Genomic DNA, 15,990 nt, shown 5'->3' with positions numbered 1-15,990 from the left:
TCGTCGTGGCACTCGACATCACCAAATTCATCGGCCGTTTCGTCGACGAGGCGCGCGAGCATATCGCCCGACTCGAAACCGGACTCGCCAGGCTCGGGACGGCGGGCGATGGGGGCCGGGACGGCATCGACGCCCTGTTCCGATCCGCCCACACCATCAAAGGGTCTGCGCGGATGCTCAAGCTCGCGAGCATCGCCGAGACCGCACACCATCTCGAAGACGTGCTCGGGGTCTTACGCGAAGACAAGATCCAACCCGACCCGGCACTCGCGGCACTGCTGATGCGTGCCGTCGATGCGATCGGCGCAATGATCGAAGAGGTCGCCGCTTCCGGCGCGGGCGCGGCCTCCGGACCACCCGATCAGGCCCTATGCGAGCGGCTCACCCGGGCCGCTGCAGGTGATTGGTCGGAACCGGGTCCCCCGGCCATTGGCGAAACCGCAGTCGCGACCGCTGTCGATGCTCACGCAACGCCGGGCGCCCTCCAAGACCGAATCCCGCCCGGAGACCCCGCGCAGCCCTCGCCCGCGACCTCATCCGCGACACACCCGACGCCAAAGCCCCCCCGACCGACCGGCGCCGAGTTCCCACCAATCATCCGCGCACCCGAGAGCGTGCGCGTACGCACGGACAAGCTCGACGCACTGGTCAAACTGATGGGCGAGATGGTCTCCAATCAGGCGCGGCTCCGTCATGTACTGGGCGAGGCGCGCCGGCTCGATGCCGCGGCCGGGGCGCTTGCCGCCCGCGCCGTCGCCGAGACGGGATCCGCGTCGGCAGAGCTGGCCCATGCGCTGCACCGGTTCACGCTCGATCTGCGCGACCTGACGCTCGATCAGGAGCGGCTCGTCGGCGAGCTCAACGACCGCACACTCGGCATGCGGATGCTGCCTCTGGGTACGGTCCTGGACCCGATCGCCCGGGTGGCGCGCGAGCTCGGGCGCTCGCTCGGCAAGGAAATCCGGTGCGAGATCGACGGCAGCGAGATCGAGCTCGACCGCCAGATCATCGACCATCTCAGCGATGCATTGGTCCACCTGGTGCGCAACGCCGTCGACCACGGCATCGAGTCGGCCGAGGAGCGTCTGGCCGCCGGCAAGCCGGCGCTCGGGCAGATTCGTCTCGCGGCACGTCAGGAAGGCGGTGCCGTGCTGATCGCCATCAGCGACGACGGCCGCGGACTCGACCGCGCGCGCATCCTCGAGAAGGCAATCCAAAAGGGCCTGATCGAGACCGCCGCCATCCAAGCGACCGGGCAAGAGCTGACCGACGAGCAGGTCGCCGACCTCCTCTTCCAACCCGGCTTCAGCACCAGCACCATGATCACCGAGGTCTCGGGTCGCGGCGTCGGGATGGACGTCGTCAAGCGCGCCATCACCGACGACCTGCAGGGATCGGTCTCGATCAACTCTCGGCCGGGCGCCGGGACCACCCTGACGCTCAAGCTCCCGCTCTCTCTGGCGGTGATGCGCATCCTGCTGTTCGAAACGGCCGGGCACTGCTTCGGGTTGACCGCGCCGCACGTCTCCGAGCTGATCCGCACATCCCGCTCCGAGACGATTCAGGTCGCCGGACGCCCGGCGGTCGTGCTTCGCAACGAGCTGGTCCCCCTCATTCGCCTGGCCGATCTTCTGGGTTTGCCGGCCGAGCCGGCGGCACGACGGCGGCCCGGAGTCGACGAAGAGGCGCTCTTGGTCGTCGTCATCGGGGTGCGCCAGGCGAAGCTGGGGCTGGTCGTAGATCAGCTCGTTGACGAACGCGACATGGTCCTCAAGCCGCTGCCCGAGCACATGCGCGGCCGCGGTGCCTTCGGCGGCCTAGTCGGCGGCGTCGTCGTCACCGGCACCAACGCGCTGGTCAGCCTGCTTCAGGCCCCTGCCCTGCTGGACGCGGCACGACGCATCCGCGGCGAGGCGATCAAGGCGGCGGTGAAGGATTCGACGCCGCGGCACGCCGGACAACAGGGCCAGCGCGTCCTGGTGGTGGACGACTCGCTGAACACGCGCGAGATCGAGAAGGAGGTCCTGGAGGCGTCCGGCTACCGCGTCACCCTGGCCGAAGACGGTCTCGACGGCTGGCAGAAGGCCGTGGGCGGGCGCTTCGACGCGATTCTGACGGATGTGGAGATGCCGGGGTTGGACGGCTTTTCACTCACCGCCAAGCTGCGCGAGAACGAAAAATGCCGTTCCACGCCGATCATTATCGTCACCTCGCGTCAGACCCCCGAGGACAAACAGCGGGGCATCCAGGTCGGCGCCGACGCCTACATCGTCAAAGGCGATTTCGACCAATCGAATCTAGTCGACACTTTGCGGAATCTGCTCGGCTGATCACACACAGTTTTTAGGACTTCTTGTTATGCGTATCTTGATCGTCGACGACGACCCCTTCGCCGGAGCCATGGCCGAGGCCATTCTGGATGCAGAGGGACACACCTGCAGGCTTGTCGAGAGCGGCATCGAGGCCCTTGAGGCCCTCGGCGATGCGCAGAACGGATTCGACCTGATCATCTCGGACATGCACATGCCGCTCTTGAGCGGTTTAGACCTGTTTCGGGAGATGCGCGATCGAGGTATCGCCACACCCTTTGTTCTGCTGACCGGGGACGACCCGGAGCCGTTGCGCGCGCAGGTGCCCGGCCTTGCCGCCTGCCTGACGAAGGATGCATCGCTCGAGGCCACCTTGCCGGCAGCCGTCGCCGGGATTTAACGAGGACACCATGGTCGCCGAACGGGGAAACGCCCCTGCGCCCGCAGCACCGAACAAGGCCGAATCCTTTCAGATCCGCAAGGCGCGGCTGCGCGCATCCTTTCTGTCTCAGTTGCCGGGGCGCCTTGCCGATGCCCGCCGCGCCGTCGCCGAGCTGCGCCCGGGCGAGATCGATCACGCACATCTCGACGCGCTCTACATCCTCTTCCATACCCTGAAGGGCTCGGGCGCCACCTTCGGCTTCCGACAGATCAGCGACGCCGCCAAAGCCGCCGAGCAGACCGTGCGGAACGCCATGGACTCGGGCGCTCCGGTCGAGGCCGCGCTGCCGAACGCGCTCGAACGCATGATGGACGATCTGGACGCGCTGGCGCTGGCCGCCGATGTGCAGGTGGACCCCGACGTGGCTCCCGGATTCGAGCTCCCTCGGTCCGAGCCGGCAGCCGGACAACCGTCAGACGCACGCCCCGGACAATCGGCGGATCGCAGCCAGCGGATGGTCTATCTCTGCGACGACGACCCCGATCTCGCCGCGCAACTGGCCGGTCAGCTCGGATGCTTCGGCTATCGCGTGCGGGCCTTCACGAACCTCCCCGATCTGCGCGAGGCAGTCGAAGCCGAACGCCCGTCGGCATTGATCCTCGACGTCGTTTTCCCGGAGGACGAGAACGCCGGGCCGAGGATGCTGGCCGAGCTCAGAAGCGGGAAGCAGGCGACGATTCCCTGCATCTTCATCTCTTGCCGCGACGACTTCGGCGGGCGCCTCCAGGCGGTGCGCGCCGGCGGCAACGCCTACTGCACCAAGCCGATCAAGATGGTCGAGCTGCTGGAATTCCTCGATCGTCTCACCAACCCGCATCCGCCCGAGCCCATCAACGTCCTGGTGGTGGACGACGACCGCGAGCTGGCCCAGTTCCACGCAACGGTACTGGAAGAGGCGGGCATGGTCGCCAAGGCGGTGAGCGATCCGGAACAGGTGCTGGGTCTGCTCGACACCTTCGATGCCGATCTCGTGCTGATGGACATGTACATGCCGGACTGCTCCGGCCCGGAGTTGTCTCGGATCCTGCGCCAGATCCCGGGTCATGTGAGCCTGCCGATCATCTATGTTTCCTCCGAGACCGACGTGGAGCGCCAGCACAAGGCGCTCGCGGTCGGGGCGGACGGCTTTCTGACCAAACCGATCGAACCGGCCCGATTGATCGCGGAGGTCGGTCTGCGAGCCGAGCGGATGCGCATCCTGCACTCCCTGATGGTCCGCGACGGTCTGACGGGACTCTTCAACCACAACGCGATTATGCAGTTCCTGGGGGTCGCCGTGGCGAACGCGCGCCGTGCCGAGAAGCCCCTGTGCTTCGCCATGATCGACGTCGATCACTTCAAAGCGGTCAACGACACCTACGGCCATCCGACCGGCGACCAGGTCCTGATCGCGCTGAGCCGGACGCTGCGCCTGCGCCTGCGCGAGGACGACCTGGTCGGACGATACGGCGGAGAGGAGTTCGCGGTGGTCCTCAACGGCGTGGGCGCCGAGCAGGCCAAGCGTATCCTCGACGCCCTGCGCACGAGCTTCTGGAATGTCACCTTCTTCTCCGACGGACAGGAATTCCGCTGCACCTTCAGCGTCGGGGTGTCGGACTTTCCGACCTTCGACACGCCGGACGCCATGACCGAAGCCGCCGATCGGGCGCTTTATCGAGCCAAGAACGGCGGTCGCAACCGGGTCGAGATCGCGGCGGCGGAAGACGCCTTGCCCGAACCTGCGCCTGAATCGACGGGGACATCCCATGGATCTTGAGCGAACCGAATCGGAAACCATCGCGTCCGATCACGATGAGCTGGACATGATCCTGGATCGGCGACGCGGAGCCGGCGCACAGGTCGTCGAGGTGGAGACCGCCAAGGTCAAGCTCGTGATCTTCGTCGTCGGCGAGGCGTTGCTGGCCTTCCCGGCGCGCGTGTTGGTGGAAATCCTTCCGCTCACGACCATCCATTTCGTCCCCGGCTGCCCACCGGCCTTGGAGGGCGTCATCAATGTCCGCGGCGATATCGCCTCGGTGGTCCGCCTCGGCGATCTGCTCGGCCTGACGCATGCCCCGTCCGCGCGTCGCTCGGCCATCCTGCTCGCCCGGGGCACGCAGGTGCGCAGCGGCTTGCGGGTCGATCGGGTGGTCGACGTTCTGGACGTGACCGAGGCGTCCATCCAAGCCCCGCCAGACAGCTTGCCCGAGCCCCTGCGCGGGCTCGCAACCGGGGTGTTCGAGCATCAGGGACACGTCGTGATGCTGCTCGATCTGGATCGGGTGTTTCAGACCCTAGTGCCCGAGCAGCGGTGACGCGGATGGGGTGCAGACAAGAGCCTCGAAACGAGGGCGACGACGCCGGGATCGACTTGGTGGTCTTCAGCGTCGGCGCGCTGAGGTTCGCGGTTGCCTCCGAGCGCATTCGGGGCATCGCCGATCTCGCCGAGACGCCGGACATACGGGCGCCCGCATTGGCCGATCTGCTCGGCCTCGCGCGTGGACCCGACCCGGCATCGGCCCACACGGATGGAACGCGCGAGCGTCTGCTCCGATTCAGGCACACGTCGCAGGGCGGAGCGTCGGACGGGGCACAAACCACGGACGTGCGCATCGAGGAGCCGGTCTCGCTGCGGCGCGCACCGGCCGAGGCGATCCATCCACTCCCCGCACTCATGGAGACGCTGTCTGCACTGCCCTGCGTACGCGGGCTCGTCGCACTCTCGGCGACGAACGCGAGCGACCTCGCGATCCTGCTCGACCCTCTGCGGCTCCCGCGAGACCCCTGCACGACGCCCGTCGGCTCATGCATCGCGGCGCCCGCACGGATGATGCGCGATCGCACAGAGATCGACCAACGGCGACAGGGACCATGACAGACCGTCGCAACGGCAACCCGGGAAGCGCGAGCAGTGCCACCCTGCCGCCAATCGGACAGAACACTGTCGATGGCGTGCGCGTGCGCGCGGCCGAGGCCCTCGACAGCGGACGCTTCGATCTCGCCGACGAGATCCTGGCCGGCATCGCATCGACGGCCAAGCGCTGCAATTGGCCAAACCTGAAACGGCTTCCCCTGAATCGACCGAATGGGAACAAGTCATTCGTGGAGCGGCACGGCGAGGATCGCGACGACGAGGCGATCGCCCGCGCCGTGATCGCCTTGGGGCGCAGTCTCGGACTCGGGGTCATCGCCGAGGGCATTGAGACACGCGCGCAGCATGATTTCCTACGCAACGAATTCTGTGACGAAGGGCAGGGTTACCTGTATGGTCGATCCTTGGCGACAAGTGCTTTCCTGGAGAGTTGGTCCGTGACGGATACAGGCGAGCGCCTGTCGGCGGATCCGAGCCCGAACCCGACTCCCGATAACATTTCAAACAGGGCTATGAGAAGAGAATCACCGGTCGCCATGACCATACCCAGGAGCAACGTCGGCGTCCCCGCATCGAACTCGGCCGAAGAGTCCATGCAGAGGCATCCGGTCCCCACCGGAATCGAAGGGCTCGACTTCGTCCTCCAAGGTGGTCTCCCGTCCGGGCGACCCACCTTGCTGCGCGGCGCGGCGGGCACCGGCAAGACCGTCATCGCGCTGACCTTTCTCTGCCAAGGGATCGCGGCAGGCGAGACCGCGGTCTTCGTGACCTTCGACGAGGCCCCGGAAGCGCTCCTCGGCCACGCCGAGGGCTTCGGCTTTCCCGCCCGGCGCTATCTGGCCGAAGGACGTCTGCGCATCCTGGACATGCGTCCGGATCGCAACGATGTGCTAGTCGGCGAGACCATCGAGCTCACCGCTATCCTCGCCCGCATCGGTTTCGCGCTGGATAGTCTGGGTGCGACCCGTCTGGTGATGGACGCCGTCGACGGCATGGAAACCGGTTTTGCCGATCTGCCCAGCCTGCGCGGCGAGCTGACGCATGTCTTCGACTGGATCCGCGATCGCGCCGTGACCTGCCTCATTACGGTCGGCGAATATGCCGACTTCAGCACCCGCTACGGACTCGAGGACTATATCGCCGATTGCGTGATCGCCCTCACCCAAGAGGTCAACAACCGGGTGATGACGCGCGTACTGCGCGTGGTTAAACGCCGAGGTGCGGCGCACGGCTCCAACGAAAATCCCTTCCTGCTCGATCGCGGCGGGATCTTCCTGGTCCCGGTCACCGGCTCCGTCCTCAGCGCCAAGGTGTCCGACGCGCGTCTCTCCACGGGTATCCCCGGTCTCGACGCCATGCTGGGCGGCCAAGGTCCCTATAGGGGTTCGATCACGCTGCTGTCCGGCCAAGCCGGCACCGGCAAGACGAGCATCGCCTGCAGCTTTGCCCGCGCCGCCTGCGAGGCCGGGCTGTCGACCCTCTACATCAGCTTCGAGGAGAGCCTGGACGAGCTGATCCGCAACCAGCACAGTATCGGCATCGACCTCGCCCGCTATCACCGCACGGACAGCCGCGCGGTCGACGGGCTCGGCGCCCTGCTGCTTCAGCCGGTTCGCGCGGTGGAGCTGGGTCTGGAGGAGCATCTGATGCGCGTCATCCGCTCGGTGCGACAGCATCGCCCGGCGCTCGTCATCCTGGACCCGGTCAGCGGTTTGGCCGGTCGCAGCCGCGATCCGGTCGCCAAGGAGATGCTGCTGCGCCTGCTCTATCTGATCAAGGAAGAAGGCGTCACCACGGTGGCGACCGAGCTGCTCGGCGACGACAGCTCGGGCGTCAGTCATCTGGATGTCTCCTCCATCATCGACGTCTGGATCAAGCTGCGCCGACACGAAAACAACGGTGAGATGAACCGCCTGATCACGGTCGTGAAGGCCCGCGGCTTGCCCACATCGGACCAGGTCAAAGAGTTTCGGATGGGCAGCGACGGGCTGCGGATCGTCGACCCCTATCTCGGCGAGGGCGGCATCGTCTACGGCACCGCGCGCATGGCGCGTCAGGCGGAAGACGAGGAGACGATGGCCCAACTGCACCTCGACCTCGAGCGCGCACGCCAAATGCGCGCCGAGCTGAGCGAGATCCAGGCGGCCAACGAGCGTCTGGCGCGGGCCGAGCATGAGGTCAAGACGGCCGATCTCGACCGTCAAGTCGCCCAAATCGAGCGCCGCCTAGCGGGTGTCGAGCGCACGCGCGCCGCGGTCGGACGAGGGCGCACATGACGACGCACCTCCTGAGGCTTTATATCGCCGGGCGCACGCCCGCAGCCAATCGCGCCTTAGAAAACCTGGAACGGCTCGCCGTGGAGGTCGCCACGCCGGATCTGGTGATCCAGGTCGAGGTGATCGACATCCTCCAGCGTCCGCAACTCGCCGAGGACGAGCGCATCCTCGCCACCCCCGTGGTCATCAAGAAGCTGCCGCTGCCGATGCGACGGGTCGTCGGCGACCTATCCGAGCGAGAGAAGGTCTTGGTCGGTCTCGATCTCAGGGTCGATTGATGGCTTCGGGCCGCGTCGACTTCGAGCGCATCGTCGCACTGGCATCGGATGCCATCCTGATGCTGGACCGGCACGGTATCATCCGTTACGCGAATGCCGCCGCCTCGTCTCTGTTCGCTCGTCCGGTCGATGCCTTGCTGGGTGCCGATTTCGGCTTCATCGTGATCCCCGACGAGCCGACCGAGATCGAGATTCCGCGCGCAGGCGGGGTCGTGTCGACGGACATGCGCTGCGTCGAGATGGCCATGGACGGTCATGAGGTGTCCGTGGTCTACCTGCGCGACGTCACCGAGCACAAGCTCGTGGAGGCCAGGCTGAGCGAACGTGACCGTCTGATCCGGATGGCCGCAAACCTCGCGCGGATCGGCGGCTGGGATGTCGACCTCCTCGCCAACCGGGCGACCTGGTCGGACGAGGTCTGCCGAATCCACGAGGAGCCGCCCGGCACGGTGGTGCGCGTCGAGGATGGCATCTCTTACTACGCCCCCGAATGGCGGGAGCGCATTACGCGCGTCTTCACGGCCTGCGCGCGGGAGGGTGTCGGCTACGACGAGGAGCTCCAGATCATCACGGCGAGGGGCCGGCGGGTCTGGGTCAGAACCATCGGTGCCGCGGCGCGTGACGTCGCGGGTCGAATTACCCACGTGGAAGGCGCCTTTCAGGACCATCACCGAGCGAAAGACCGCAGAAGAGGGCCTGCGTCTCTCGGCGGCCGTCTTCGAGAGCACCAGCGAGGGCGTCGTCATCACGGATACGACCCCGTCGATCATCGCGGTCAATCCGGCCTTCACCGAGATCAACGGCTACCGCCCGGAGGAGGTGATGGGCCGCAACCCGAGCCTGCTCAAGTCCGGACGGCACGAGCAGCCCTTCTACGAGGCGATGTGGCGGGCCCTGCTTGACCGTGGTCACTGGCGGGGCGAGGTCTGGAACCGGCGCAAGGACGGCGAGATCTATCCGCAGTGGGTCAACATCAACGCCGTGCGCTCGGAACTGGGGAAAACGACACATTATGTCGGGGTCTTCTCGGATCTAAGCGACATCAAGCGCTCCGAGGCCCAGATCGAACGCCTGGCGCACCGCGACCCGCTCACCGACCTCCCCAACCGGCTGCTGTTCCGTACCCGCTTGGAGCAGGCCCTGCTGCGCGCGAGCACGAGCCGAGCCCGCGTCGGGATGCTCCTGGTCGACCTCGACGGCTTCCGGCATATCAACGACAGCCTCGGACACGCGGTCGGCGACATCGCGCTGCGGGAGGTGGCCAAGCGCCTCAGCGATCTGGTGCGCATCGACGATACGGTGGCACGGCTGAGCGGCGACGAGCTCGCCCTGCTGATCGAGGGCGACGAGGACATCGACACCCGCGCCGCACTGATGGCGGAGCGCGTCCGCGAGAGTCTGAACAAGCCCTTCATGGTCAAGACCGCCGAGCTCTTCATGAGCGCGAGCATCGGGATCGCCGTCTATCCCGAGGACGGCACCAACGTCTCCGAGCTGATGCAGAACTGCGATGCCGCCCTCTATCAAGCCCGCGAGGCCGGCGGCAACACCTACCGCCACTATGCACGCGCTCTGACGGACTACGCGCGCGAGCGCGTCACCTTGACCTCGGAGCTCAACCGCGCGATCGAGCGCGACGAGCTGCGCCTGCACTATCAGCCGCTGGTCGACACCGGAACCTCACGGGTGACAGGGCTGGAGGTGTTGGTGCGCTGGCAACATCCCGAGCGCGGGATGGTCCTGCCTGACAGCTTCATTCGGTTGGCCGAAGAAACCGGGCTCATCATCCCCCTCGGCGCATGGGTGTTGCGACGTGCCTGCCTCCAGGCCCGGGAATGGGAGGCGGCAGGGATCCCGTTCGGGCGCATCGCGGTGAACGTCTCCGGTGTTCAGATCCAGCGCAGCGATTTCGCACGGACGCTCGAATCCATCCTGCACGAGACCGGACTGGGTGCCGAACGCCTCGAGCTCGAGCTCACCGAAACCTTCGTCATGGATCTGCGCGAGGACGCGCAGCGACTCCTCTGCGACCTCAAACACCTGGGGATCTCGTTGGCGATGGATGATTTCGGCACCAGCTATTCGTCGCTCGCCTATCTCAAGGGGCTGCCGTTCGACACACTCAAGATCGATCGGAGCTTCATCGTCGGTCTCCCGGACGACCCCGCCAGTGCCGCCATCGTCACTGCCATCACGACGCTCGGCAACAGCCTCGGGTTCGATGTCCTAGCCGAAGGGGTCGAGACGGAGGCTCAGCGGCGGTTTCTGCTCGGGGTCGGCTGCCACCGCGCGCAAGGCTATCTCTTTAGCCCCGCGGTGCCACCGGAGGCGGTCGTTCGGCTCTTGTCTTGACTCGGCCGTCGCAGAACATCCCCGGCAGTTCATGAATCGGCATCGATGGGGCTATCATTGCGCAAACCGTGCCGGCTCGGGCCGGCGGGCCGATGTACGGCATCTGACCCCCCGGAAGCGGTCGGAGAGCCGCAGCATCCTGTTTCGAGGGCCGTAGGGGCCGCTCGGCGAGGCGTGACGACGCAATGACGACACATAAATTGGACGCCGCCGAGATGACGGATCTGCGTGAACGCGCACGCCGGATCCTTCGCGACCATACCTTCGACGAGACCATCGAGGCCTTCGAGCAGGGTCATCTTGATTTCGAGAGGCTCCTCGAAGAGCTGCATATTTTTCATGCCGAGCTGTACCTCCAGCAGGAGGCACTGCGCGAGAGCCAGCAGATCACCGAGCGCGCACTCGCGCGCTTCACCCGGCTCTATCGCGAGCTGCCCTTCCCGGTCTTGCTGATCGACGCGCAAGGACGCGTGAAGGAAGGCAACGCGGCGGCCCAGCGACTGCTGCCGCTCGATCGTCGGCTCTTCATCCATCTTGCTGTGGAAGGACAGACGAGACCACTCGAAAACGCACTGCTCGATGCCCGCAGGACGGGCCGCGCGGATTGTCGAGAGATTTCCCTGAGGGGCCAAGGGGACGGCCTCCTGGTCGCCGACCTGCGTCTGATCCGTCTCCCCGAGATGGACGAACACGATGCCGAGATCGTCTGCAACCTCGTGGATCAGACCGAGCAGGTCGCTCAGCGCGAGGATCTGGTCGCTGCCAACCGGCGCCTGCGCATCCAGGAGGAACGCTATCACATCGTTGCCGACTTCGCGCCCGACTGGGCCTACTGGATGGGCGAAGACGGACGCTTCCGCTATGTCTCCCCGGCCTGCGCGCGGATCACCGGCTACCCGGCGGCGGCCTTCCTGAAGGACGCGGAGCTCTTGTCGCGGATCATCCATCCGGAAGACCTGGAAGCCTACCTCACGCATCTTCACGGCGCACACGCGACCCATCGATTCAAGCCGATGCGGTTTCGCATCTACACCCGCACGGGGGAATTGCGCTGGATCGAGCATCTGTGCGTTCCGGTCACCGGCGAGAGCGGACGCCCGCTCGGACACCGCGGCTCGAATCTGGACGTGACCGACAAGGTCGCGCTTGAAACGGCACTCGGCATGGCCTCCGAGGTCATCGATGCGAGCTCTACGATCGCGTTTCATTGGGCGCCGGAGCCGGGTTGGCCGGTCGTCTACGCCTCGCCGAACGTTCGCCGCTGGGGCTATCCGCCCGAGCAGCTCGTCGCGAGGCGCTTGACCTACCTCGATCTCGTGCATCCCCAAGATCGTGACCGCCTGATCGCCGCTTTCGAGAGCTTTACTCAAGAAGGCCGCGAAGTTTTTCGGCAGACCTATCGAGTCTGTTGGGCGGACGGCTCCGAGCGATGGGTGGACGAGGAAACGAGCGGGGTTTTTGGGCCGGACGGGCAACTGCTCTATTTTCACGGGATCGTGACCGATGTTACCGAGCGCGAACAGGCAGAACAGAGCCTTAAACGCCAGCTGGATCTGCAGGCGCTGGTCGCAGAGGTCTCGTCCCGCCTCATCGACGCCGGCGGCGATACACTCAAGCCGATCGTCGGCTGGGCACTCGAGCGGATCGGCACCGTGCTCGAAGTCGATCGCTGCTACCTGTTCCGATTGACGAACGACGACACGAGCATGGACATGAGCCATGAGTGGTGCGCCGCGGGCATCCAGCCCTTCATCGAGGAGTTCCAGGGGGTCTCTCTCGAGCGTTTTCCTTGGTGGGCCGCAAGGCTGCACACCCGGACTCCGGTCTCGATCCCGGACGTCTCGGCGCTCCCGGACGAGGCGGCGGCAGAACGCGCGGAGTTCGAACGTCAATCGGTCCGGTCGGCCTTGACCGTGCCCATGTCCAGCCACGGCCGGGTCTGGGGTGCGCTCGGGATCGAAACGGTCACGCAGTCACACGACTGGAACGCCGATGAGATTCGAATGTTGCAGGTGATCGGCGAGGTGGTCGCCGGGGCCTTGCTCCGGACCGCATCGGAGGTCGGCCTGGCAGCCAGCGAGAATCGCTATCGGCGCGTCACGGCGATGATGAGCGACGTCGCCTACTCGTGCTTGGAGCGTCCCGGCGAAGGTTTCCGGATCGACTGGATGACCGAGTCGATCGAGGCACTGACCGGCTACAGCTTGGCCGAGATGCGGAAGATGGGATGCTGGAGTCGTCTGGTCATCGATCAGGATAGGGTGATCTTCACCGACAAGGTCGCAGGACTTGCCCCGGGAGCCAGGGCCGATTGCGAGCTGCGTCTGCACCGTAAGGACGGTGCGGTGTGCTGGCTCCGCGCCACGACCGAGTGCGTCGCCGAAGGGGCCGCCCCGGCGCTGCGTCGACTCTACGGCGGTCTCTTGGACATCACCGCGCACAAGTCGCGCGAGGCCGAGATCGAGCGGCTTGCCTTGGTGGTCGAGCAAAGCCCGAGTATCGTGCTGATCACCGACATCGCGGGGACGATCGAATACGTCAACGCGCGCTTCTGCGAGAGCACCGGGTATCGGCCACAGGAGGTCCTGGGTCAACCGGTCGATATCCTGCGATCCACGACCCGCACCGCGGATGAGGATTCGGAGATCTGGAGCACGCTGCAACACGGCGAGGTCTGGACCGGGGAATTCGAGAATCGCAAGAAGTCGGGCGAGGCCTATTGGGAGTACGCCCACATCACTCCGTTGCGCAACGAGCAGGGCCTGGTGACTCATTACGTCAAGCTGGCGGAGGATATCAGCGACCGCAAGGCGCTCTCGCAGCAGGTCAGTTACCTAGCCCGATACGATTCGCTCACCGGCCTTCCCAATCGGACATCGATGCGCGAGCGCGTCGAGCAGGCCCTGATCGCCGCGCGACATTCCGACACGCTTCTCGCGCTTCTCTCGATCGACCTGGACGACCTGAGGTCCGTGAACGAATCGCTCGGCCACCCGGCGGGCGATCTGCTCTTGCGCGCCGTGTCCGAACGCTGGCAGCCGCTCTTGCGGGACGAGGATACCCTCGCCCGGTTCAGCGGCGACAACTTTATTGCCCTGGCCACCGGCCTGCGGCAGGTCGAGGATGCCTCCGGCCTTGCCGATCGGATCCACAACGCCTTGGCGAAACCGATCGTCCTCGGCGAGCAAGGCGTCGTTGTGAGCTGCAGCATCGGCATCGCACTCTACCCGGAGGATGCGAGCACGGCCGAAGAGCTGATCAGTCATGCCGACACCGCACTGCACGGCGCAAAACGGGAGGGCCGCGGGCTCCATCGGTTCTTTACCTCGGCCTTGAACGATGATCTGCAGGAGCAATTTCGGCTCGAGCAGGCCCTGCGCCGCGCGATCGAGCACAACGAGCTGCTTCTTCATTACCAGCCGCGCATCGACATCGTCACCGGCCGCATTCAGGGCTTGGAGGCCTTGGTGCGCTGGAACCATCCGGAGCTCGGGCTGATCCGGCCGGACCGCTTCATCCCGGTCGCCGAGTCCAGCGGCTTGATCCTGTTCGTCGGACCCATTGTCGTGCGACTCGTCTGCGAGCAGATCGTCGCCTGGCGCAGTGCCGGCGTTCCTCTGGTACCGGTGGCATTCAACCTCAGCGCCACCGAGCTCTATCAGGACGGGCTTGCGGGCCGTATCGCGATGACCGCGAGCGAGATCGGTATCGATCCCCGGCTCTTGCAGATCGAGGTCACGGAGAGCGCCGCCATGCGCTCGATCGACCAAGCGGTCAAGGTCTTGTCGGAGCTGCGCGACTTGGGGTTTAAGCTTGCGATCGATGATTTCGGGACTGGCTACGCCTCGTTGAGCTACTTGAACCGATTGCCGGTGCAGGCCCTCAAGATCGACCGCTCCTTCCTCGCCGAGATCGGCAGCGGAGGTCCCGCGGAACCTCAGGCCGAAACGATCGTCAAGGCGATCATCGGCTTGGGTGAGAACCTCGGTCTTCAGGTTATCGCCGAAGGGGTCGAAACAGAGGATCAGAGGACCTTCCTGATTGCTCACGGGTGCCGGGAGGCGCAAGGCTACCTCTTCTGCCGACCCGAACCGGCCGATCGCATCGAGTCGCTCCTTCGAGAAGAGGTGATCGAGCCTGACGATAAGCTCATCGACGGAGACGCATCGGGCAAGGAACCGCGTTCGAAGCAGCGGCCGTAACCGTCGACCGGCCTGCTGAAAACGAAACGGCCGAAGGGAAGTCGATTATCGGGTCGGACGATAGACGAAGGGCGTACCGCGCGCTTTCGAACCGCGTCGGCACGCCCTTCGGGTTCGCGGGGCTGGAGATCGGCCCCGTTGACTCAAATCATCTTGCGCTTTAGAGCATCACACGATCGATGACATGAACGATGCCGTTCTTGGCGACGATCGACTGCGACACGGTCGCATCGCCAACCTTCAGATTGCCCTGGACACCCACCGGCACCGTCTCTCCGGCAAGATTGGTGGCGGTTAGACCCTGCATCATCTCGGTCGCACTCAGTCGTCCGGGGGCGATGTGCGCCGAGATTAGCGATTGGAGTGCGACGGGATCAGCCAGCAGAGCCTCGAGCTTCTCCTTGGGAACCCGTGCAAAGGCCTCGTCGCTGGGTGCGAACACGGTGTAGGGGCCTTCGCCCTCGAGCATGGCTTCGGACCCAGCCGCCTTGATCGCCGCCTGCAGCTGACTGAATATCGCCGAGCCGCCGGTGATGTCGCCTAGCGTCTTCTCCGAAGCGTAGCCCGGGGCGCGCGTCGTGTCGTACGGGTTGAGGGAATCGGACGGCGTGGCGTTGACCAGTCCGGCATTCGCCCGCTCGCGGGTCTCCTCGTCCGCATACTTGCTTCCGAGGACCAATGCAGTCAGCGGACCCAGCGCGATCGCCAACACGACGGCGATGGTCCAAGGGTTTCTCTCGGGTGCGTTTTCGGTGCTCATCGTCAGGTACCTCTGTCATAGTTGAACGAGTTGAAGGACCGCAACGGTCGCGATCGAGGCGTAGACCGCGTTGCGACCGCATTTACCTACCCACGCGGTCAAGTATTAGGGCAACCTGAACAGAGACAAGAAATCCTATTTTCAGAACATGGTCATTACGACCTCAAGAGGGTTGCGAGCGCACGGCAGGACCCCGATCGAAGCGCCCACAATCGCTCATATTGAATCTTAGCCTTGATTTTATTCGGAATCCTCAGACATCACAGGGGAGTGGGACGCAGATCGTGCCCACTTTTTGAACAGTCAGTCCACAACGATCAGGAGCAACAGATATGTCAGCTGGAGCCGTTAAAGGAATCGAGGTCTTGTTAATTGCAGGCGGCCTCTTCTGGTTCGCCTATGCACAGATGAAGGCACTGAAGAAGCCGTCCCCCGGCGCCGAGCGGCCGGAGACCGACCACAAAGGCGAAGAGGCGGCGCGGGGAACCGACGACGCAGAAGCCCGAGACAAGAGTTGATG

The 15,990-nt window shown here is 65.3% G+C and carries 11 protein-coding genes and 1 pseudogene; 11 read left to right on the top strand and 1 reads right to left on the bottom strand.

The features are described from left to right. The first annotated feature begins 5 nt into the window (after positions 1–5). The 10 genes and pseudogenes from LT988_RS16160 (at position 6) to LT988_RS16115 (ending at position 14,710) form a co-directional block, all read left to right on the top strand. Complete coding sequence (locus LT988_RS16160) at positions 6–2,330, top strand: hybrid sensor histidine kinase/response regulator (RefSeq protein ID WP_232406567.1); 2,325 nt, start codon at positions 6–8, stop codon at positions 2,328–2,330. 28 nt (positions 2,331–2,358) lie between these two features. Beyond that, positions 2,359–2,709 carry a response regulator gene (locus tag LT988_RS16155; protein ID WP_232406566.1) on the top strand — a complete coding sequence of 117 codons (351 nt, stop codon included), beginning with the start codon at positions 2,359–2,361 and terminating at the stop codon, positions 2,707–2,709. 10 nt (positions 2,710–2,719) lie between these two features. Then, positions 2,720–4,507: a diguanylate cyclase gene (locus tag LT988_RS16150; RefSeq protein ID WP_232406565.1), complete on the top strand. Its 1,788-nt coding sequence runs from the start codon at positions 2,720–2,722 to the stop codon at positions 4,505–4,507. Next, positions 4,497–5,045 carry a chemotaxis protein CheW gene (locus LT988_RS16145; RefSeq protein WP_232406564.1) on the top strand — a complete coding sequence of 183 codons (549 nt, stop codon included), beginning with the start codon at positions 4,497–4,499 and terminating at the stop codon, positions 5,043–5,045. Before LT988_RS16150 ends, LT988_RS16145 begins: the two co-directional genes overlap by 11 nt. Positions 5,046–5,050: 5 nt before the next feature. Next, complete coding sequence (locus LT988_RS16140; RefSeq protein ID WP_232406563.1) at positions 5,051–5,605, top strand: hypothetical protein; 555 nt, start codon at positions 5,051–5,053, stop codon at positions 5,603–5,605. Further along, entirely contained in the window at positions 5,602–7,878 is a 2,277-nt protein-coding gene (gene kaiC / locus LT988_RS16135) for a circadian clock protein KaiC (RefSeq protein ID WP_232406562.1), read from the top strand. Before LT988_RS16140 ends, kaiC begins: the two co-directional genes overlap by 4 nt. Beyond that, the gene (locus LT988_RS16130) at positions 7,875–8,156 is read left to right on the top strand and encodes a circadian clock KaiB family protein (protein ID WP_232406561.1); all 282 of its coding nucleotides are present in this window, start codon (positions 7,875–7,877) and stop codon (positions 8,154–8,156) included. The genes kaiC and LT988_RS16130 overlap by 4 nt, the downstream gene beginning before the upstream one ends. Beyond that, positions 8,156–8,749 (top strand): annotated as a pseudogene (locus LT988_RS16125) (PAS domain-containing protein); the annotation flags it as partial. The gene LT988_RS16130 and the pseudogene LT988_RS16125, both read left to right, overlap by 1 nt. Next, on the top strand, positions 8,694–10,508 hold the full coding sequence (locus LT988_RS16120; RefSeq protein ID WP_232406560.1) for a putative bifunctional diguanylate cyclase/phosphodiesterase: 1,815 nt from the start codon (positions 8,694–8,696) through the stop codon (positions 10,506–10,508). The pseudogene LT988_RS16125 and the gene LT988_RS16120, both read left to right, overlap by 56 nt. A 185-nt stretch (positions 10,509–10,693) precedes the next feature. Beyond that, on the top strand, positions 10,694–14,710 hold the full coding sequence (locus LT988_RS16115) for an EAL domain-containing protein (protein WP_232406559.1): 4,017 nt from the start codon (positions 10,694–10,696) through the stop codon (positions 14,708–14,710). 160 nt (positions 14,711–14,870) lie between these two features. Here LT988_RS16115 and LT988_RS16110 read toward each other — a convergent pair whose 3' ends face one another. Beyond that, positions 14,871–15,470 (bottom strand): fasciclin domain-containing protein, encoded by a 600-nt coding sequence (locus LT988_RS16110; RefSeq protein ID WP_232406558.1) that lies wholly within the window; start codon positions 15,468–15,470, stop codon positions 14,871–14,873. A 332-nt stretch (positions 15,471–15,802) separates the two neighbouring features. Here LT988_RS16110 and LT988_RS16105 point away from each other — a divergent pair, with 332 nt between their 5' ends. Beyond that, positions 15,803–15,988, top strand: coding sequence for a hypothetical protein (locus LT988_RS16105; RefSeq protein ID WP_232406557.1), 186 nt, complete (start codon positions 15,803–15,805; stop codon positions 15,986–15,988). Positions 15,989–15,990 lie beyond the last annotated feature (2 nt).

It is taken from the genome of Thiocapsa bogorovii, from assembly GCF_021228795.1.
GTDB lineage: Bacteria > Pseudomonadota > Gammaproteobacteria > Chromatiales > Chromatiaceae > Thiocapsa > Thiocapsa bogorovii.
Note: the sequence above shows the minus strand (reverse complement) of the source record. Positions and strands in the feature narration are given on the sequence as shown.